The sequence below is a fragment of the Kribbella sp. VKM Ac-2566 genome (assembly GCF_004366005.1).
In the GTDB taxonomy this organism is placed as follows: Bacteria; Actinomycetota; Actinomycetes; order Propionibacteriales; family Kribbellaceae; genus Kribbella; species Kribbella pratensis.
The window spans coordinates 244,890-265,102 of the sequence record NZ_SODT01000013.1 but is presented as its reverse complement, the minus strand read 5'-3'; the positions used below and the strand labels follow the sequence as shown (position 1 = coordinate 265,102).

Annotated in this window: 15 protein-coding genes; 2 read left to right on the top strand and 13 right to left on the bottom strand. The window is 70.1% G+C overall.

The features are described 5' to 3' along the window. Positions 1-38 precede the first annotated feature (38 nt). Positions 39-941 carry a neutral zinc metallopeptidase gene (locus EV647_RS31965; RefSeq protein ID WP_134009617.1) on the top strand — a complete coding sequence of 301 codons (903 nt, stop codon included), beginning with the start codon at positions 39-41 and terminating at the stop codon, positions 939-941. 101 nt (positions 942-1,042) lie between these two features. On the opposite strand, the gene EV647_RS31960 is transcribed toward EV647_RS31965, so the two are convergent. The 13 genes from EV647_RS31960 to EV647_RS31900 all read right to left on the bottom strand — a co-directional run bounded on the left by EV647_RS31960 (position 1,043) and on the right by EV647_RS31900 (position 12,954). Continuing rightward, a complete protein-coding gene (locus tag EV647_RS31960; RefSeq protein ID WP_134009615.1) occupies positions 1,043-4,051 on the bottom strand; it encodes a hypothetical protein in 3,009 nt (1,002 codons plus the stop codon). Between the two features lie 21 nt (positions 4,052-4,072). Then, positions 4,073-5,020, bottom strand: coding sequence for a hypothetical protein (locus EV647_RS31955; protein WP_134009613.1), 948 nt, complete (start codon positions 5,018-5,020; stop codon positions 4,073-4,075). 108 nt (positions 5,021-5,128) lie between these two features. Further along, positions 5,129-5,773 (bottom strand): hypothetical protein, encoded by a 645-nt coding sequence (locus EV647_RS31950; protein WP_238177494.1) that lies wholly within the window; start codon positions 5,771-5,773, stop codon positions 5,129-5,131. A gap of 19 nt (positions 5,774-5,792) precedes the next feature. Beyond that, positions 5,793-6,560, bottom strand: a complete 768-nt coding sequence (locus EV647_RS31945; RefSeq protein WP_202876371.1) for a TadE/TadG family type IV pilus assembly protein — start codon at positions 6,558-6,560, stop codon at positions 5,793-5,795. Beyond that, complete coding sequence (locus EV647_RS31940) at positions 6,547-7,002, bottom strand: TadE/TadG family type IV pilus assembly protein (RefSeq protein WP_134009611.1); 456 nt, start codon at positions 7,000-7,002, stop codon at positions 6,547-6,549. The genes EV647_RS31945 and EV647_RS31940 overlap by 14 nt, the downstream gene beginning before the upstream one ends. An 8-nt stretch (positions 7,003-7,010) precedes the next feature. Beyond that, positions 7,011-7,442: a TadE family protein gene (locus tag EV647_RS31935; protein ID WP_134009609.1), complete on the bottom strand. Its 432-nt coding sequence runs from the start codon at positions 7,440-7,442 to the stop codon at positions 7,011-7,013. Between the two features lie 10 nt (positions 7,443-7,452). Further along, the gene (locus EV647_RS31930) at positions 7,453-7,671 is read right to left on the bottom strand and encodes a hypothetical protein (protein ID WP_134009607.1); all 219 of its coding nucleotides are present in this window, start codon (positions 7,669-7,671) and stop codon (positions 7,453-7,455) included. A gap of 100 nt (positions 7,672-7,771) precedes the next feature. Next, positions 7,772-8,692 (bottom strand): type II secretion system F family protein, encoded by a 921-nt coding sequence (locus EV647_RS31925; RefSeq protein WP_134009605.1) that lies wholly within the window; start codon positions 8,690-8,692, stop codon positions 7,772-7,774. Continuing rightward, complete coding sequence (locus EV647_RS31920) at positions 8,689-9,594, bottom strand: type II secretion system F family protein (protein ID WP_134009603.1); 906 nt, start codon at positions 9,592-9,594, stop codon at positions 8,689-8,691. The genes EV647_RS31925 and EV647_RS31920 overlap by 4 nt, the downstream gene beginning before the upstream one ends. A gap of 4 nt (positions 9,595-9,598) precedes the next feature. Continuing rightward, complete coding sequence (locus tag EV647_RS31915) at positions 9,599-10,909, bottom strand: CpaF family protein (RefSeq protein ID WP_134009600.1); 1,311 nt, start codon at positions 10,907-10,909, stop codon at positions 9,599-9,601. Continuing rightward, the gene (locus EV647_RS31910; protein WP_134009598.1) at positions 10,906-11,706 is read right to left on the bottom strand and encodes a hypothetical protein; all 801 of its coding nucleotides are present in this window, start codon (positions 11,704-11,706) and stop codon (positions 10,906-10,908) included. The genes EV647_RS31915 and EV647_RS31910 overlap by 4 nt, the downstream gene beginning before the upstream one ends. Further along, a complete protein-coding gene (locus tag EV647_RS31905; RefSeq protein ID WP_134009596.1) occupies positions 11,706-12,440 on the bottom strand; it encodes a hypothetical protein in 735 nt (244 codons plus the stop codon). The genes EV647_RS31910 and EV647_RS31905 overlap by 1 nt, the downstream gene beginning before the upstream one ends. Before the next feature lie 52 nt (positions 12,441-12,492). Continuing rightward, positions 12,493-12,954, bottom strand: coding sequence for a hypothetical protein (locus EV647_RS31900; RefSeq protein ID WP_134009594.1), 462 nt, complete (start codon positions 12,952-12,954; stop codon positions 12,493-12,495). Positions 12,955-13,100: 146 nt separating this feature from the next. On the opposite strand from EV647_RS31900, the gene EV647_RS31895 reads away from it, so the two are divergent. Beyond that, positions 13,101-20,189, top strand: coding sequence for a hypothetical protein (locus EV647_RS31895; RefSeq protein ID WP_134009591.1), 7,089 nt, complete (start codon positions 13,101-13,103; stop codon positions 20,187-20,189). The last annotated feature ends 24 nt before the right edge of the window (positions 20,190-20,213 follow it).

Sequence of the window (20,213 nt, the reverse complement as noted above, 5' to 3'; positions counted from 1 at the left end):
CGCCGAAATCCCCCGCGCTCAGGACTAGTGTAGGTGCCGTGAAATTCAATCCGGATGCGGATCTCGACACCAGCGGCGTCGAGGACACCCGCGGTAGTGGTGGCGGACGCAGCGGTGGCCTCCCCGGCGGGATGATCCCGGTCGGCGGCGGCATCGGCGGCATCATTCTGCTCGTCGTGATCCTGCTGCTGACCGGCGGCCTGCCAGGCGGAGGTGGCAGCGACGAACCGGTGACTCAGAACACGGCGGCCGGCAACCTGGGCTCCTGCAAGAAGGGCACCGACCTGCAGTCGAACTCGAACTGCCGGTTCGTGTTCTACCAGAACTCGATCGAGAGCTTCTGGGCCGCGGAGCTCCCCCGGCGCGGCAAGAAGTACACCCGCGCGCCGCTGCGGGTCTTCGAAGGCTCGGTGAACACCGGCTGCGGCCCGGCGACCAGTGCGGTCGGCCCGTTCTACTGCCCGCCGGACAAGCGGGTGTACCTGGACATCGGGTTCTTCGAGACCCTGCAGAACGACCTGGGCGCCCGCGGCGGCGAGTTCGCCGAGGCGTACGTCGTGGCGCACGAGTACGGCCACCACATCCAGAACCTGTACGGCATCCTCGACCGGATCAAGACCCGCAACGGCCCGGCGTCCGACTCGGTCCGCTCCGAGCTCCAGGCGGACTGTCTCGCCGGGATCTGGACCAACCACGCGACCACGGTCCCGAACTCGAGCGGCCAACCGCTCATCACCGAGCTCACCGAGGACGACATCGCCCGCGGCCTCGACGCCGCCGCCTCGGTCGGCGACGACCGCATCCAGTCGAAGACCCAGGGCCAGGTCACCCCCGAAAGCTTCAGCCACGGCACTGCCGAACAACGCATGCGCTGGTTCCAGAAGGGCATGGACTCAGGCGACATGACGGCCTGCGACACCTGGTCCGCCAACTCCCTCTGAGCCCTGTCCCGCTCACCTGGAGGGTTGCCCCCTGAGATTTTCAATGGGCAACCCTCCAACTCGGGGGATGACCCCTGAGTTGGAGGGTTGTGGAGTTGCGGTCAGGCGACCTGGGCGGGGCGGTGGTAGCCCGGGAGGAGTTCGTCGACGAGGGCGTCGGTTTCGGCCTCGGGGCCGCGAGGGCCGCCGTGTTTGGTGAGGGCGGCGTACATCTGGCCCGCCACGTTGGTGACGTCCGCGGTGGTGCCGAAGTGGGCAGCCAGGCGGAGGGTGGCGCGCCACAGTTCCTCCGAGGCCGGAGAGAAGCTCAGGCCGGTCTGGAGCGCCGTACGCGCCGTATTGCCGTCGTTGTGGCTGAGGGCCGCCTCGGCGAGCCGCAGCGCGGCGTCGACGACGGCCTCCGCCATCCGGCGCTCGATCCCGGACGCGGCGAGCCACGAGTAGCGGCCGCCGGGCAGGTTCGACCAGGCCGGTCCGTGCACCAGGCTGAGCGCCGTCGACAGCGGACCCCGCGGGTCGTCGACCATCGTCGCCTGCTTCGCGAGGGTGCGGAACACGTCCCAGTCGACCCGGACGACGCTGCGGTTCAGCATCCAGCGACCCGACTCGTCGGCGTACATGGCGTCCACACCGACCCAGCGCCGGGTGTGCTCCAGCGCCGCGTCGCGCAGCTCCTCGCTGATGCCGCGCGGCCAGATCGCCCCGGCGAGGACGTTCGGGTGTACGCCGTAGTCCTGGCTGGCCAGGAACGCGATGATCTCCGTCGACAGCGTGATCCGGCCGTCGTCGATGACCCCGCGGGCGTCCACCTCGACCGGGCCGAGCAGGTCGACCTCGACCGGCGCCGGCTGGCTCAGGTCCATGGCGGAGAACTCGTACGCCGGCATGTCCTGCTCGGAGCGGCGCTTGTCGCGGGCGTCCGACTCGGCCGCGTCGAACAGCGCGACCAGGTCGGCGAACTGCTCCGGGTTGACGCTGTGGGCGTCCACCTCGAGACCGAGCAGCCGGCAGACGGCCTGGTTCTTCTCGTCCACGACGAACCGCCACGGCGAGTTCAACACGTCGCCGACCACGACCACCGAGATGCTGCGCTTGGTGTCGGCGGCCAGCCGGTTCAGCTGGTCCTGCTCCTCCGGCGACGGCGGAGAGGACACGAAGATGATCTCCGAGCCCCACAGCGCCGCGTCCGGATGCGTCATCCGGGCCTCGGCGACCGAACCGGCGTTCCGCCGCTGGCAGGCCTGCAGCTGCGCCTCGCTACGGCGGGCGACCTCGGCCATCGCGTCGTCGAGACGGATCCAGTAGCTCAGCCGCGTCGGCGCGAGCGACGACAGGTCGTCGCCGAATCCGACCATGCTGATGTGCGCGCCCTCGGACCACAGGTTCGTCGCCAGCTCGACCGCGAGCGAACCGACCACGTCGCGGGACGCGTTGTTCACGCCGCCGAACGCGACGATCCCGTTCGCGGTGTCGAGGTCGATCAGCACCGTCGCACCGTCGGCGTTCTGGCCGACCGTGACCAGCGTCGGGTACGGCGCCGGCGCGTTGACCTCACCGCTCGGGCCGTACCCGCGGCGCAATGTCCACCGGGTGCCCTCGGCAATCGCCTGCCACGGACCGGGCGGCTCGGGGTGCACGCCGTACGGGTCGAGCACCAGCGTCAGCGACCGGTCGGTCACCAGCGCGGCGACCACCTTCGGCATCGGCCGCTGCAGTTGCGTCATGTCGGCGCCCAGCTTGCGCAGCGAGTTGTCCACGAACTGCGCGGTCGGAACGTCCGACGCCAGCCGCAGCCCGATCTCGGTCTGCCGGTGACCGGCAGCCTTCGGGCCAGGACCCTGCGCCCAGCCGCGGCGCCGCTTCAGCGCCAGCGCCAGACCGGCCGCGAGCAGCGTCGCCCCGAAGCCGAAGATCCCGGCGTCCTTCAGGCTGATGCCGCCGTCGTCGGCCGCGACCGGAGTCGCCTCCGGCACCTGGGTGCCGCCGCCGGCCGGCTCGCCGTGCTCGTGACCCGTGCCTGGAGCGTGCGGCTCGACGGTGACGTTCGGCTGCCCCGGTTTGACGTTCTTCGCGCCCGGGTCGTTCTTCGCGCTGCCGATGACGACCGACGAAGGCTTCTCGATGCCCTGCTCCGAGTAGCGGCCCGGACCGACCGGCTTCGACTCGGGCGTGGTCCGCGTCTCGGTCTTGTTCTCGACCGTGGTCTTCGGCTTGGCCGGGGTCGTCTTCGTGCTGACCGTGGTCTTGGTGGTGGGCTTCGTGGTCGTGTGGTCGCCGATGCTCACCCGGACCGTGTGCACGCCCGGGCCCTTGGCGTCGGCCGGTAGCCGCACCTGCCAGCCCGGCAGGATGAGGTCCGGGTTGGTCAGCCGGCGGCCGTCGGGCTGCAGCTTGTTCTTGTTGAGGTCGTAGATCTCCTTGTACCGGCGACCCTCACCGAGATACCGCTCCGCGATGTCCCACAGGCAGTCGTAGTTCCGGCCCTGCGGCGGACGGACCTCGGTGTACTTCACGACCTGACCCTTGTGGTCGTGGTTCGTCCGTACGCCGACGCTCGTCTTCCCGTGGCTGCCGCTGAGCACCGTGCTGGCTGCCTCGGTCTGGCGGAACTGCGACGTGGAGGACTGCTCGTTGCCGTGCCGCACGCTCACGGACGTCGGGGCTGCCGGGCCGCTCGTGGTGACCGCGCTCGCGACCGGCAGGCTGACACCGGCGCCCGCGGCGATCAGCACGACCGTGCCGATCAGCCGGCGGGCCAGGACCTGGGAACCGCCGCCGAGCGGAACGCGTGGCGAGAGACCGTGACCGCGGATCTCCGCGACCGCCTCCGCGATCAGGCAGACGACGAAGTGCAGCCAGGCGACCCAGATGAAGAACGCGATGATGCCGAGCACCGTCTCGACGCTCAGCTCGCTGAACAGCATGCTCTTGGTGGGCATCTTGTCCGGCCACGGCGTACCGAAGAACCGCAGCAGCACGTACGGCACACCGCCGACGATCGCCAGGATCGCGAGCAGCGCGACGAAGCCCTTCAGCCGGTCCGCGCCCGGACTCCCCTGACCCCGCTGCGGCAACCGAGCCGCCCGCGCAGGCTCATTCGTCCTTACCATCGCTCCTCCATACCCCCACCATCAGCCACCAATGGCCTGAACTTCCTGCACCGGCAATCGCTGAACGGCAGTCACGTTCGCCTGACCGATCGGGTTCCAGCCGCCCTCGCCCTTACCGACCCAGTACGAGACCTCCCAGGTGATCGTCAGCTTCACGGTGTACATGCCGTCCGGCTGACTCGCACTCGACCTCTTGTAGATGTGCTTGCACGGGTTGAGCTGGTCGTTGGGGTCCTTCGTCTCGTCGTAGCCGTCCGGGTCGTCCAACGGCGTGACGCCCATCAGGCACTTGAACGGTTTGGTCCCGTCACCGGGATCGACGGTCATCTCCACGACCAGCGCGCGCATCGTCAGGTTGTGCCTCGGGTCGATGTACCCGCTGTACGCCCCCGGGTTCGACCGGTCCGCCAGCACGCGTGAGCTGTCCGCGGTCAGTGAAAAGTAGGCGGGAATGTTGACGCGGGGCGTAAAGGTCGGCTTGACCACCAGCGCAGGCGGCGGGTAGCTGCTCCGGAATTCGTGCCAGAAGGGTTGCATGTACGGCGGGAACGGGCACTGCGCTTCCTCGGCCGGGCTCACCGGCACGTAGGCGCGCTCCAGGTGGGCCGCATCGCCGCCGTCGTAGGTGTCGAGGTTGTAGTCGGTGATCGTGACCCGGAGAACCCACTTCTTGCCCTCCGGCGCCTGCGGGAGCCGGATGCCCTTGGGGATCTCGAAATCACGGCACGGCACGAACGGCCGGCCGTTCAGCCGCTGGCGCCAGGTGGGCGGCGGCTCTCCGGTGTCAGGTCCCAGGTAGGCCGAGCCGTTGCTGCAGTACGCGCCGAAGCCGGTGGAGTTGACGTACATACTGCAGACGGACGCGCCGGTCTGGATGGTCTCTGCGGCGGCCGTCGTGGCCGGTCCGGCCATGAGTAGTGCGAGTACGGCGCTCAGGGCGAGCAGTGCGCGGCCCACTCTGTTGTGCATCCTCACTCCCCAGACTCGTCTTCCCGCAGATTAACTTCGACCAGGGGCATCATGCCCGTTGCTCAGTGCCCCGTCACCTCTTCGCAACCTGAAATCCGGCATTCCGGTCTAGGCCGGGTAGCGGACGTTTGAGCAGTTCACGCCCTTGCTGGTCGCCATGCGGTACGGCAACCAGCCGACCCCGGTCTGGATCATCTCGATCACCTCGGGCGACCCCTTGGGCGCGACGACAGTCCAGTTCCGGGTCCTCGGGTCCCAGTACTGCGTCCTCTGCGAGCGGCAGATCTGCACAGCGACGGTGTCGTCCGGCGTGGCCTTCGCACCGACTACGACCACACTCCCCGGCGGCTTCATCACCCAGCCGTTGCGCTTGGCATCCACGATCTCCTCCGACACGTCGGCGTAGAAGAACGACGGAAACCGCTTCTTCAGGATTGTGTCGTCTTTGGACACCAGGGCCTGGAAGTAGAGCGGGTAGCTGGTCATGAGGCCTTGGACGGCGGGGTTGGACGCGAAGTTCCCTGGCTTGACGATGACCTGTTGTGCGGCTGGTGCGGTGGGTTTCGCGGTGGTGGCCGGCCCGGTGGTCGTGGTCGGCTCCGACGACGGTGCGGTGGACGGTGTGCTGGACGTCGTCGTACCGGAGTCGCCGCCGACAGGGACCGGGCGGCCGCCGTCGTTGGAGTCCTTGCTGCAGGCACTCAACAGCAGGACACCAACCACTGCAACGGCCGGGAGGGCAAACCTACGCACGGACAGAATCCTCCGGTGTCTAGCGCCCGCTCGGCGGCGAGCTGCTCGTGGGGCCTGACGGTTCGCCGGTCGGCGGGGTCTCGGACGGGGTCTCGGGCGGGGTCGGCGTCGGCGTCACGTTCGGGGAGCAGGTGGCCGGGAACGGGAACGGCGACAGGGTCCAGATCGGGGTCGGCGATCCGACGGTCCAGGTCGGACACGGCAGATCGATGGTCGGCGGGCGCGGGGTGTCGATCGTCGCACCGGGGCCGTCGGTCGTCGGGTTGACGACGATCGGCGGGATGGTCGGGCTGTCGTCCGCCTTCTCGACGCCCTGCTCGGCGTGCGCCTGGCCGGTGCCGCTGGCCTTCAGCGACTGCTTGCCGATCAGGCCGAGGAACGTCGTCTTGTTGGCGATGTCGACCTTGATGTCGACCTCTTTGTCGGTCAGCGTGGTCGGCCCGCACGCCGTGACCGCCGGGTCGTTCGACCGCACCTGACCGCAGAACTCCGTGATGGCGGCCGCCGCCTTGGCGGTGTCGATCTTCGCCTCGGCGACGTTCAGCTGGATGGCCGCGGCGCCGACGCGCGCGGCCTCCTGCGCGTAGCCGATCGCACGCGACCGGGCGCCCAGCTGCCGGCCGCCGTCGATCACCAGGCCTGCCAGGGTGAAGATCATCACCGCGAGGATCGCGACCGCTGGGCTGAGCGCGCCCCGGCCGAACCGCCGATGGTTGCGTCGCGCATCGATCCGGAAGAACTCGGCAAGCCGCGACCAAGACCGATCAGGCCGATCAGGAGCCGTCACCGCGCACCCCCCGGTACGGATCGAGCGAGGACGTGAACCGCTTGGTGATCTTGGTGTCGCCGCCCAGACCGAGCAGGCCGAGATCGCGGTAGTTGATCGTGCAGCTGACCTCGACCGACAACGGCGAACCGGCCACGAACCCGGTGGTGATCGAGCCCGCCGCCGACTCCTTGCAGGAAGCCACCGCCTGGCTCATCGTCGTGTTCACTGCCTCGTCGACGCGAGCCTGCGCAGCCTGCAGCGACCGCGCCTGACTGGCGCCGCGGGCGCCGTCACGGGCCGCGCTCTCCAGCAACGACGACGTCTGGAAGTACCGCCCGCAGGCCAGCAGGAACATGAACAGCGCCAGCAGCACGGGCGCGAGGATCACCATCTCCAGCGCCATCGTGCCGCGCTCGCGGGTACGGCGGTGCCGCCCGAGAGACCACGGTCTGCGTGTCATCTGCTCGCTCACTTGTCGGCTTCGAACTGTTCGATGCGGCCGGTGGCGGTCCGGGTCACCTTCAGCTCCAGGCCGGGCACCAGCGAAACGGTTTTGCCGGTGACCGTGAACGAGACCACGCCTTCCGGGTCGTTGTACGCCGGGAACGGGACCTTGGCGTTCTGCAGCGTCGTACCGCCGAGCTGCTGGGCGTAGGACTCGACGTCCGCCCGCACCTTCTCCCCCACCGCCGGGGTGTAGACCAGCGGCTGCACCAGCCGCAACTTGGACACGCCCTCCTGCGCCGCGTTCAGCGCGACGGAACGCCCGTACAGCCACAAGGCGGTCTGGATGGACACGAAGATCAGCGCGATGATCGCCGGTGCCAGGATGGACAGCTCGAGTGTGCTGACACCCCGCTCCGACCGTCTCCGCCGAGCTCGTTTCCTCCCCAGCCGCATGGCTCTGCCGTCATTCCTTCTCGATATCCGCGGTGTGCTTGGCGATCACGCGCTTCACCACCACGCCGATCGCGAGCGCGGCGACGACCAGGATCCCCGAGATGATCGCCCACTCGAGTGCGGAGGCGCCCAGCTCGGTGTTCCCCTGCCGTGCGCGGGCCCGCTGGGCCTGCGCACGCGCGACCGCGTAGCCGGCCATGGCCCGCCAGAACATCAACTCCGAGGTCATCCACATGCCTTCCAGATCGTGAGGCCGAAGCAGGCCTCAGTATGCCGTGTTCGACGGGCGACTCGGCCCGACGGATCCCTTGCCCTCATCTCTGTTCGGCCTAACTTCCGAGGATCGCCACACCGGCCGGGAAGGCCAGGAACAGGAAGAACGCCGAGATCATCACGAGCTGCGCGACCAGCATCGACTGCGACCGCTCACCCGCCTTGCCTTCCACGTCGGCCAGTTCCTTGCGCCGCAGCGACGCGGCCCGGGCGAGCAGCGACGAACGGATCTTCGCGCCTTCGTCACCGGCCAGTGCGAGCGCCGACGCCAGGTCCCGCAGTTCCTCGACGCCGAGGTCTTCGCCGAGCCGGGCCATCGCGTCCCACGGCGTGATGCCGATCAGCCGGGCGTTGGCCAGCGCCTGCCGGATCCGGGCCATCGCCCAGTGCTCGCCGATCGTCGAGGCCGTCATCAGCGCCTCGGGCAGACCGCGGCCGCCCGCGAGGTTCATCGCGACCAGGTCCAGGAAGCTGCCGACCACGTGCCGGAAGTCCCGCCGCCGCTTCTCCGCCTCCTGGCGCAACGCCAGGTCGGGCAGGAAGAACGCCAGCGCCATGAACGCCAGCGTGACGATCGCCGGGGCCGCGCCGGGCGCCGTGATGCCGATCGCGGAGAACAGGAACAGCACGATCGGGATGAAGACCATCGCGCCGAGCGCGAAGAACGCCTTGGTGGCGAGCATCGCGGCGAACGGCCGGTTCATCACCGCGAGGTCGCGGCGGAGCTTGCCGAACGCCCAGCCACGCGCGTTCGCCTCCGCCTCGAGCCGGCGCCCCAGGGTCTCCCGGGCGCGGTCGACACCGCCCAGCACCCGTTCGCCGGCGGCGCTCGCGGTGGCGCCGCCGACGTAGCCGCCGCGGCCCGCGTCGATCCGCGCGATCGTGGACAGCACGTTGGCCCGCGGCTTGATGAACATCCGGACCAGGAAGTACACACCGAGTCCGGCGATGCCGCCGGTAATGAAGGCCCAGGTCATCCGCTCACCGTCTCCATCCGCTCGTCGCCCGACCGCGGCAGCCGGTGCTCGTCGGCGAGGCCGATCAGGAACCGGTCCGGCACCTCGATCTTCGCCAGCCGCCGCAGCCACAGCAGCCCGAGCGCGTAGAGCCCGATCACCACGGCCAGCACGACCTGTCCGACGAAGCTCGTGTACGGCGCCATGTACGCCGAGTTGAACAACACCAGACCGGCCGCCATGATCAGCGTGATCGCGACCACCACCTGGACACTGCGCCGCGTCGAACGACGTTCCGCCGCGACCTTCCGGCGTACGTCGAGTTCCTCGCGGGCCGAGTCGGCCAGCGCACTGAGCACCTCGCGCAGACCGGGACCACGCAGGCGGGCGTTCAGCACCAGGGCCGCGACGATCAGATCCGCCGACGGGTCGTCCAGGTCGTCGGCGAACCGCATCAGGGCCGACGGCAACGGTTCGCGGATCCGCAACCGGTCGACCAGCAGGTTCAGGCTGGGCTTGATCGCGGGCGCCGCGTTCACCGCGGTGGCCGGGATCGCCTGCTCCAGGCCGACCGCGCCGGCGATCGTGTCGCGCAACGCCTCGGTCCAGGTGGCCAGTGCGTCCAGGCGGTCGATCGCCCGGCGTTCCTCACCGGTGCCGCCGAAGAAGCGGTCCGCCATCGCGGCGAGCAGGCCGAGGGCGACGGCGAGCACCAGCCAGCGGGTCACCACCAGCACGAGCAGGCCGACCGCGAAGGCGGCGCCCAGCCGGACCATGTTCTTGCGGGCCTCGACGCTGCGGTGGCGGAACAGCGACGGCGTCTCGTCCTTCGGCTCGGTACCGCGGATCGCGACGATCAGCAGCATCACCGCGCCGCCGACCAAGGCCCCGCACAGCAGCGCTCCCAGGGTTCGGTCGTTCATCGCCTCACGCCCACGTTCCGTGCACGAGCGGCTGGTACCCGAAGTGCTCGAGCTCGTCCATGCACGCGATCGGTGCGTGCGCTGCGGCGTGGCCGTCCGGTCCCGGTGCGAACACCTCGCCGGACAGCACTCGGCCGTCCCACCCGGTGACCTCCCGGATGCTCTCGACGTACCGGGTGAGGCCGCCGCCGCGGGAGTAGTCGTTGTGCTTGCGGACGAACACGACGAAGTCCAGCGCGCCGGCGATCAGCATCTGGGTGGCGTCCATCGGCAACCGCTCGCGGGCCTGGATCGCATACGTGCTGATCCGGTTGAACACCTCCATCGAGCTGTTCGAGTGGATCGTGGACAGCGAGCCGTCGTTCCCCTGGCTCATCGCGTTCAGCATCGTGACGATCTCGTCGCCGAGCACCTCACCGACGATGACCCGGCTCGGGTTCATCCGCAGCGAACGCCGGACCAGGTCGGCCATGCTGACCTCGCCGACGCCTTCGGAGTTCGGCAGCCGTTCCTCGAACGCGACCACGTTCGGGTGCAGGTCCTTGAACTCGCCGAGGCCGAGCTCGAGCGAGCGCTCGACCGTGATCAGGCGCTCGTGCGGCTGGATCTCGTTGGCCAGTGCCCGCAGCAGCGTCGTCTTCCCGGAGTTCGTGGCGCCGGCGATCATGATGTTCTTCCGCGCGGCCACCGCGGCCCGCAGGAACGAGCCGACGTCGTCGGAGATGGTTCCGTTGGCCACCAGGTCCTTGAGGAACACCTTGCCGAGGCGGGCCCGCCGGATCGACACCGCGGGACGCGACGTCACGCCCATCACCGCGGACAGCCGGGACCCGTCGGGCAGTCGCAGGTCGAGCTGCGGGTTCGCCGAGTCGAACGGGCGGCTGGTCAGGCCGGCGTGCGCCGCCAGCACCTGGATCAGCTCGACCAGTTCCTCGTCGCTCTCGGCGACCGGCCCCGGGGTCTCCTCGCGGCCGTCGCCGTACTGCACGAAGACCTGGTCGCAGCCGTTGATGTCGATGTTCTCGACCTCGGGGTCGTCGATCAGCGGCTGCAGCCGGCCGACCCCGAACAGCGCAGAGTGGATGGCGCCGGCGATCTGCGCGTCGTCGTCCGGCGTCGGCGGCGTCCGGCCCTCGGCCAGCTCGTACCGCGCGTGGTCCTCGAGCACCTGCACGATCAGCGACCGCGCGTACTCCCGCTCGTCCTCCGCGCTCATCGGAGGTACGCCGTTCACCTGGTCGCGACGCCGCTGCTCGTTCAGCCGCTCGGCGACCTGCACCCGCAGCTTCCGGACGAGTTCCTGGTCTGCGCTCATCGATAATCACCAGGCGGGAAGGCCGCGTTGGCCATGTCGAAGTCCTGCGGCGGCGGAGCGGCGACCAGTGCCGCCATCTCCGCGGTGATGGCGCTCGCGGACCGGATCAGCTGGGTCTTGTCGAGCCGGCCGTGGCCACGCCCGTCGAAGAACGCCGCACCGGCCGGGTCGTACGCGAGGTGCCAACGGTGCCGCACCGGCAGCGACATGGCGTCCAGCACGGACCAGACCTGCTTCACGCCGTCCCGCTGCTTCGGGTCGGCCACGACGACCACGCCGAGCTGTGCGTCGACGTGGTGCACGAGCGTCGACAACCGCTCCCGCAAGTGCGCGACCGAGGAGCCTGTCGCCGTACAAACCAGCACGACGAGACGTGCGGACTGGATGACCGGCAGCTGCGGCGACGACGCACCGATCCGCCCGCAGTCGGCCAGTACGTCGCCGTGCTGCATCTGGTTGAACGAGATGCCGAGCGGGTGCCACAGACCGCCCATGCCACCGACCTGCTCCGGCGAGCGCACACCGAGCAGTACGTCGAGACCACCGTCGAGCTGCTGGCTGTGCGCGAGGATGACCTCGTCGCCCAGCCCCTTCCGGCTCGCGGCCGCGAGACTGACCAGGCCGCGATCGGAGTTGAGGCCGGCTCCACCCGGTCCGGTCATCCGGATCGCCACGTCACTGCCGGCGGGGTCGCACTCGGCCAGCAGCACCTGCCGCGGCCAGAGCGCACCGATGACCAGACTTGCCGTGGTCACCCCGGGCGAGCCCTTCGCGCTCGCCAGCGCCACCAGTGCCATCAGTTGGCCCCGTTGCGTGCGACGTCCGGCTTGGTGCCCGGCGCGAGCTTCACCAGCACCAGGGTCTTGGACGCGGCCGCTGCCGCAACCGTGGTGATGTCGTCGGCCGGGATCAGGATCGTGACGTTGAGTGTGCTGTTCGAGCTCGTCTTGCTGTCGGTGATCGCACCGGCGGTCGACGTCACCTCAGCAGCGCTGACCAACGGCACCGCGGCGCCCTCCGCGTTGGCGGACGGCACGCGGATGACCTTGACGATGTCGCCGACCTCGAGCCCGTCCGACGGCGCGCGCCCGGCCTCCAGGCTGACACCGACCAGGGCGCCGCCGGCCGGGATCGGCTGCTCGTCCTTCTTGGTGAGGTTCTCCGGCGTGACGAACTGGTCCTTGTACAGCCAGGTCTTCGTGTAGCGGCCGATGTACTTCTCCGCTTCCGACCACGGAATCAGGCCGCCGGTGGCACCGGCCAGGTCACCCCGGGAGAGGTCCTTGGCTTCGAGCTTGCTGCCCGGTGGCAGCGCGTCGACCGAGATCGCCACGAAGTCGGAGCGGTTGCCGCTGTTCAGCGCGATCAGCGCCGAGCCGGCGGCGCCGAGCAGGATCAGGATGACCGCGAGCGCGGCCAGGGCAGGACGGCGTTCCCGGCCGCTCGGGAGGCGGGTCGAACCGCCACCCGTCGATCGGCCCGCTGCCCGGGCGCCTTGGGACGAGTTACGCGTGGAGGACGAGAGACTCACCCGCATACCGTAATGGCAGCGAGGTGCCATCCACGCCAGGAGGCCACTCCCGTTACCGCGCCGCGACCCGCTCCAGCTCAGCAGGCTTGAGGAGTTGGTTGAACGTGCCCGGCCCGCCGTACAACTGGTCTAGATAGGCATACATCGCACGCAGGCACAGGCCGATCTGCCGCTGCCAGTCGGGCTGCCCCTCCAGCCAGGTCACGAGGTCCCGCCCTTCGACCAGCGAGACGGCGGCGTTGACCGGCTGCACGAGTCGCTCCGACCGCGGGTCCGGCTCGATCTGCGGGCCGCGCGCCTCCTGGACCGCGGCGGCCAGCGCTGCCTGCTCGGCGCCGGTGAAGAAGTAGTCGAACCCGTGCTTGCCGTGCAGCAGGTCGAGGTACTCGCAGAGCGCGAGGAACAGTTCGATGCCGTCGTACTCGCGGCCGTCCCCGGCGTGGTGCCGCAACTGGGCGACCGTGCTCCGCGCCTGGGGGATGTTCCACTCGGAGTCACCGAACTTCTCCCACATGGACTTGATCCTAGGTGGGCCGCCGGGCGTAAATCGTTAACGGTTCGGGTGAATCGAGTTGCTGGCAAGTAACCGATTGTTTGCTAAATTCCGGACCAGAGGGTCCGGGTGACAACTGGTGATCACCCGGGCACTTAACGGGAGGGGTGATTCGGCTGACTACACCGACGTTGTCCGCCACGGATCCGACGGCTCGCGCGCGCTGGGCGGCCGGAAACGCACTCGGGATCCTGCACCCCTCGGCGGTGCCGCTGCGTGACGGCCGGGTCCGGCTGACCACGAGCGACGACATGCTCGCGGCGCGCGTGATGCAGGCGATCGAGGAGTTCCTCGCCCGCCGGGCCGCGGACCGGGTCGGCGACGACCGTCTGCTGGCGGAGGCCGTCAGCGTGATCGGGACCGAAGTGGGCCGCGCCCGCGGTGAGTTGCCCGCGCGCGGCGCGGTCGACGCCCTCGACCGGTACCTCCGGGTGCCGGGGCTGGATCAGTCCCGTCGTACCGAGGCCGAGGCGATGCTCCGGGTCGCCCTCAGCGGCGCGGCGCCGGACGACCCCGACGCGGCCGCCCGCCTCAGCCGACTGACAACGCCGCAAAACGCCCTCGCGACGTCGGCGCTCGTGTCCGCCTCGGCCGCGATCAACCGCGACGCCGAGCTTCTGGGCGTGGGCACGCCGCCCGCACCGCGGCGTGGCCGCCACCGCGCACAAGTCGGCAGCAGGCACCGCAGAGCGGAAGGTCGTCGCGTCTGGACCTCACAGATCCGCGGCACCGGCCTGACGGTCGGCACGCGTCCGGCCTCGCAGAGCACGCTGACCGATCTGCACGCGCTGAATCTGCTCGCCGCGATGGATCGCCAGGCCCTGACGGCCGCGGTGACCGACCGGCCGGACGTCGACCCCGACGCGCGCCAGGCCCACTTGCGGATCACGGGCTCCGCCGTACCGCAGCAGCTCCGCGTCGAGATCGGCGACACCACCCTGGGCGCGCTGGGGCAGGGCATCATCCGGTCCGGTACGGCGAACGACCCGCACGTACTGCGGATTCCGCCCGGACTCAGCGACGAGCAGGTCCGCTATGTCTGGACGCACCAGCTGACGCTGATGTCGCAGGAGATCGCCGCCGCGGAAGCCGGTCGGCCCCGCGGTGTCCTCGGCAAGTTGAGGTCCGTGTTCAGCCACGACCGCCGCGACCGGCGGCTGCACGCGGACCACGCCGCCTTCCAGAGCCTGCTCGTGGACTGGCACGAGGCGCGCGCCGAGACGCTCGCGAACGGGCACCCGAGCGGGCCGCGCAGCCTCGCCGAGCTCGAGCGCGACCTGGAAGGCCTGGCCCGGACCATTCGCCGGCACGGCGGTTCCGAGCCCGCACTCCCGTGGACCGCCGGAGCAGTCGCAACCCCCGAGGCGACCGCCACAGGCCGGGCCGCCGTGCGCGCCGAGGCCGCGGCGCAGCCCGCCCGGCACACGCCTGCTCACCTGCGCGGTCAGGTCGTCACCCAGATCGAGACCCTCCAGGCCGCGGTCACGGACCTCGACCAGAAGGCGTCGAACAAGCGGAACAGCTCCCAGGACGCAATCGACGAGGCCGAGCAGGCCGACGATGACGCCGGCGCCGAGGACCGGCAACGCGACCGCGGCGCCCCCGAGCGCGCGCGCAAGCTGCGCGTCGTGGCGAAGACCGCGCGGAACAAGGCCGGTCGGCACAGCGAGATCGCCGGTGCCTACGAGCAGGCCGCCGCCGACGCTCGGCAGACCCTGGCCGGATACCAGACGCTCCTCGCCGAGATCGACGCGGACGGCTCGCCGAGCCGGATCGCCGATCTGGCCGCTGCCGCGAAGCAGCAGGTAGCGGTCTACGAACGCAGCCTCGGCCAGGCGATGCCGGTCAAGGATCTGCTGATGACCGGTGTGCCGGAAGGCGACCAGCTCAACCTGCCGGTCGCCGACATCAACCGGGTTCTGGCTGCGAAGTTCAACGAACAGCTGTCGATCCGCGGTCCGCTCCCGGACCCCGCGGCTCAGTACCGGCGGCTGCTGTCCAGCGACGGCATGGTGTTCAACGTCGACACCGACGCCACGACGGACGTGTCGTCGGTGCGTCAGGTGCGGCTGCGACTGATCCCGGACGACATCACCGAGCGCGACGACATCGACTTCAGGATGGCCGAGCAGATGTCGGGCTCGCTCGGCGAGGGCGGCACGAGCGTCGGCACGACCGGCACCCACTCGACGAACGTCAACCTCGGCGTGAACATCGGGGCGCTGATGGCGCTCGCCGCACCCGGTACGCCGGTCCACGCCGCCGCGCAGCTCGTCTCGCCGAAGGTCGAGGTGGCGCGCGGCCGCTCACTCGCCGAGAGCAGCGGGGCGACGGCCCACTACCAGTCCGGCTGGGTCGACGCCAACCGTGGTGAGTCGATCCTCTACGAGTGGTCCGGCAAGTGGCAGATCGAGGTGCGGGCCTCCCCCACCGAGCCCTGGTCGGCGGTCGAGACGGTCGACGCCGGCCGCCGGCAGACCTGGGTCTCCAGCGCGTACACGGTGAAGCCGCCGGCCGAGACCGTCTCGCTGGCAGAGATCGGCCACGGGCAAGAGGTCACCGGCGAGTTCCCGCGGCACACGGTCACCAGCATCACCGGACTGCACGACGTCACCGATCGCCTGGTCCGCAGGGCACAGCAGCAGTACGGCGACCTGGACCGGGTCTCGTACAACCACATCGCCGGCCTGATGGTCAACGACTCGTACCGCCTGCTGCGCGAATTCAGTCAGCCCGGCGGCGTCACCCGGCGGATCCCCACCGGCGGCGAGACGGAGTACGACCTCACCTGGGAGGTCGAGCCGATCTGGGCCGACGCCCGGCTCGTCGGTGAGTCCAGCTCGGAGATGTGGCAGGAAGAGGTCCTGGTCGACTTCGCGGGCGTCAACGCGAGCCAGACCTACACGGCCTCGGTCACCGGCACGGGGTCGGTCTCGTTCCCGGGCAAGCCCTCCCACGTGAGCCCGGTGGCCGCGGCGACCGCGCTCAACAACGTCGGCGGTTCCGGCGTGAACCTGTCACCGAACGCGTCAGCAGGACGTAACGTGTCCCGGTCGGGCGGCCAGAGCGTCAGCATGACCACGATCACCCCGGCCATCCATCGCAACCAGGGGCCGACGCAGGGCGTGCTGGTCGGTCTCAGGGTGCGCGCCACACTCCGCAAGGTCGGCGATCCCAAGGCCGCACCGATCGTCGAGACCGGCAAGTGCAATGCGCTCCTGCGGGTCGCGGAGAACGACCTGCTGCGCGCGGGCGGCCAGGCGGACAAGGACGCCGTACTGCGGGAAGACGACGGCACCGTCAAGGTGGACAAGCAGGGACACGTGCTGCTGCGGGGCGACGCCGAGCCGCCGACCGGCCCGCAGACAGCGCCACCGTGGATGGGCCGTGGCGAGAACCAGTTGCGTGGCGTGGGCAAGGGCCTGGCGCAAAATCTCAAGGGCGCCGAGCGGGCCCGGAACCAAGCGCTGACGCAGCTGAGCACGATGGGCCTGGTCCCCCGGGCCGGCGAGCCGGCGACGGCGATGCAGCTGGCCAACTACGAGCGCGTCGTCCAGCATCTCAGCGCGCCGCGGATCGAGGCCGGGATCAACCAGGCCTGCCAGGGCGGTCTGATCGTGATGCTCGAGGACCAGGGCGCCCTCGGTACGCCGCGCTGGCGGCCGTTCCGGTTGACGGTCACGCAGGAGTACGACGAGGCGACCAAGCAGTTCAAGGTCAAAGGCCTCGGGACGCGCACGAACGAGAACGCCGTCATGCTCGCCATCTCCTCGCAGGCGACCGGCCGGACGTCCGGCCGGTCCCGCTCGGTGCCGCTGTCCGCCGGGGCCGGCGGCTCCCACGGCCCGGCCGAAGGCATCCGCGGCTGGATGGCCAAGGTCGGCGTGAAGTTCAGCCGGAACGCGCTCGGCCGGGCGTTCAGCTGGACGGCCGGGCGACGTGTCCAGCCGGTCACGATCAACGAGAGCACCGAACCCACCGACCTGGTCGAGGAGCAGGTCGACATCAGGTTCGCCGAGATCACCGACGACGGCGACGCCGAACCGATCGCCGACGTCAAGGGCAGCATCGAGATCGCGTACGACAGCTCGATGACCCGTGCCGACACTCCGGTGTACGAGAAGAACCCGAAGCCGCCGCACCACCAGGCCGTCGAGCACGCGTTCCCGGTCGCGATCGATGCCGGTAACCCGGCCGACGTGCTGTGCCAGGAGATCCCCGCCATCCGGTCCGACTCCACCGCGCTGCCCGCGCTGCACGAGGCGCTGTCGCCGACCAGCCTGATCGCGAACCGCGACTGGATGAACGGCAGCTACCGGCTGCCGTTCATGGTGGTCCAGGCCCCGGGCAGCCCGGCGCACGCGCTCGCGGACGGGACGATCCTGCCGCAGGAGTACGAGATCGTGATCCGCGGCGAGGCGGTCAGCCTCACGCATGTCGCGATGAGCCAGGAGAACTCCGTCGACATCAACTTCACGATGACCGACGTCGGCTCCACGTCCGGTACGTCGGCGTCCGGCGGCGTCACCGGGGAGGCCGGGGGCGGACTGGTCGAGGCCGACGGCTCCGCCCGCTCCGGGAACCTGTCGGTCGGCCGCGTCGGCGGGCGGTCGCAGTCCACCACGACCAGCGAGACCTCCGGCGACGAGCGGCTGCTGGTCAACCCGGGCACGCACCACGAGTTCATCGAGCGCCACAAGATGACCGCGGACATCATCCACAACGGTCAGGTGATCAAGTCCGTCGCGCTGCCGGACGCACTGGCCCAGAAGGCGATGGCCGAGCGGCGAGCGCTGGATCTGTATGCCTCCGAGAAGCTCGATCTGCCGCTCTGGGCGGTGTCCGACGCCGCCGAGCGGTACCTGAACGACAGGCTGCCGATCAGTCACCGCGTCGCGGCCGGATTCCTGCGCCGCTACCAGCGGGAGAAGGCCGGCGTCACCACCGGTCTGGCCGCCGAGCACACGGCCGAGAGTCTGGCGGCGAAGCTGCAGGCGAACACCCGGTTCCGCCCCGCTGCGGCGACGACCGCCGAGGCGGAGCTCGACGGGACCGCCAAGGGCGTCGAGGCGATGGCCGCCCGGCGCCGCGTCATGAGCACGTCCGCGGCGTACGACGAGAGCCAGGGTGCGGCCAAGATCGAGTCGCTCACCGTCGAAGGCACCACGAACCAGGTCGACCTGCGGACCCTCGTCGAGCCGCAGGTGGACGAGCTCGCACCAGGTCTGCGGGACGCCAGCCGCGTGCTCCAGGGCGCCTTGGACGTCGACCTGAAGCCCGGGAACTTCCACGGCCATCTCGAGGACATGCTCGGCGCGGACGGCTTCGAGGTTCCGATCGAGGTGCCGATCCAGGGACAGGCACGCCCCGACGTCCTGTTCGTCCAGGTGCACGCCCGGTACGAGGGCGAGCGCACCATCGAAGACGTCCCGACCACTCCCGAAGGCGAGCCCGAGATCCCGAAGGAGGAGGCCGGCAGCATCGACCAGAACTACGACTTCAAGGTGCTCGATCGGTCGGCCGGCCACAACGTGACCGTCTCCGCGGGTGTCGACGGCAAAGGCCCCACCGCTCTCGGAGACGGTTCCGGCGGGGTGGCCACGGACCTGACCAACTCCCAGACGGGCGGGAGCGGCGAGCACAACATCACGATCGACCGGCTGGGCCATTTCGACCCGGTCAAGACGCACCAGAAGATGGTGTTCACGACCCGGGTCGTCCGGGTCCGGAACGCCGGTGCGGCCGCGATGGCCAGTGCCCGCTGGAAGCTCGGTCGGATCGACCCGGCCGACGTCACCAGCGTGTCCGAACCTCGCGAGCTCCGCGCGGACATCGTCCAATGGATCCCCCGCGGTGACCTGATGGACGGCCCGCGGATCGAGACACAGCCGGAGCTGGAGGAACGTGCCGAGCACCGCCCGATCCGGCTCCCGGAGGGCGCTGTCCCGATCCGTGCGGCGCTGCACGCGAAGGGCGCCGGACGGCGCAACGAACTGGCCGAGAACCTGACCGCCCATCTCGAGCAGCCCGGCGTCCTCGGCCGGCGGGGTACGGCGGAGTACCGGCATCTGATCAGGTCGAACCTCAAGCCGAGCGCGCTGAAGGCCAAGGCCGGCCGGTTGCTCGGCGAGGGCATCGCGCTCCAGCCGATGGCGCGGCCGGGCAACGGGCGGACGACGGTGAGCGTCGCGATCAACGCGACCGCGCTGGGCTGGGAACTTCACGGACCGTCGCTCGAGGGCCAGGCCGGCCGGGTCTGGCGCCGGGAGGAGGTGTACCGCTCCTCCCGCAGCAGCAACCACCTGACCCCGGTCACCGCGTCCGGCGGCGTCGACGGCGGGCTGGTCTTCGTCAGCGGCTCGATCGGCGAACAGGTCAAGGAGCAGTCGTCCGACGCCAACGGCACCCGGCTGGAGACCAGCCGGTTCGTCGAGGGTCAGATGGTCACGGTCCGGATCCCGGTGGTGTACGACGCCACGGTCCGGACGACCACCGACAACGGCCGCGGCGAGCCGGTCGTGAAGAAGTCCGTCAACCTGCCGGACCTGGCCCGCGGCGAGATGTACGTCCGGATGCTCCGGCACCAGTACCTCGAAGGACTCCGGCAGATGGAGACCGGCGCGTCGCTGGACGCCGTACTGGCGAACGCGCGGCTCGACGCGCAGCCGGCGGACTTCGGACCGCCGGACCTGACCGAGACCGAGTACGGGCAAGGCAAGGACGGCGCGGTGTACCAGCCGTACCGCCCGCTCCTCAAGGCGATCGAGCGTGCGAGATCCTTGAAGAAGGCGGTGGTGCTACTGGTCCGGGGGGCCGACGGCACCGAGCGCAAGTACAAGGCCGTCCCCGCCGACCCGCAACGGAACACCCCGGCACTTTTCCTCGGCGACCGTGACGGCGGTTTCGCGTCGGCGTTCGCCACCCTGCACCCGAACCTGGCATTGATGGCCGAGGGCCGGGTCGACCTGCGGGAGCTGTACAACACGTCGTCCCCGGACGGCAGCTTCAGCGCGAAGGTGGCCGGCGAGCTGGAGAAGGCGAACGTGCCGCGGGACGTGCTCAAGGCACTCGACTACACGACGGCCGCGCGGACCCTGCCGACCGCCTCCAACCAAGGAGCGCGCACCTCGCCGGGCGGCGCTGCCGGACGGACGATTGCACCAACCGGCCACGGGCCGTCGCTGTCCGGGTCGTGAGCCGATCATGGAAACTCGAGAACG

Coding starts and splice junctions, on each gene's coding strand:
- EV647_RS31925 (WP_134009605.1), bottom strand. CDS start 8,692: ATGACCTGGGCCTTCATTACCGGCGGCATCGCCGGACTCGGTGTGTAC.
- EV647_RS31900 (WP_134009594.1), bottom strand. CDS start 12,954: ATGTGGGAGAAGTTCGGTGACTCCGAGTGGAACATCCCCCAGGCGCGG.
- EV647_RS31955 (WP_134009613.1), bottom strand. CDS start 5,020: ATGCACAACAGAGTGGGCCGCGCACTGCTCGCCCTGAGCGCCGTACTC.
- EV647_RS31915 (WP_134009600.1), bottom strand. CDS start 10,909: ATGAGCGCAGACCAGGAACTCGTCCGGAAGCTGCGGGTGCAGGTCGCC.
- EV647_RS31910 (WP_134009598.1), bottom strand. CDS start 11,706: ATGGCACTGGTGGCGCTGGCGAGCGCGAAGGGCTCGCCCGGGGTGACC.
- EV647_RS31940 (WP_134009611.1), bottom strand. CDS start 7,002: ATGACACGCAGACCGTGGTCTCTCGGGCGGCACCGCCGTACCCGCGAG.
- EV647_RS31920 (WP_134009603.1), bottom strand. CDS start 9,594: ATGAACGACCGAACCCTGGGAGCGCTGCTGTGCGGGGCCTTGGTCGGC.
- EV647_RS31935 (WP_134009609.1), bottom strand. CDS start 7,442: ATGCGGCTGGGGAGGAAACGAGCTCGGCGGAGACGGTCGGAGCGGGGT.
- EV647_RS31930 (WP_134009607.1), bottom strand. CDS start 7,671: ATGACCTCGGAGTTGATGTTCTGGCGGGCCATGGCCGGCTACGCGGTC.
- EV647_RS31960 (WP_134009615.1), bottom strand. CDS start 4,051: ATGGTAAGGACGAATGAGCCTGCGCGGGCGGCTCGGTTGCCGCAGCGG.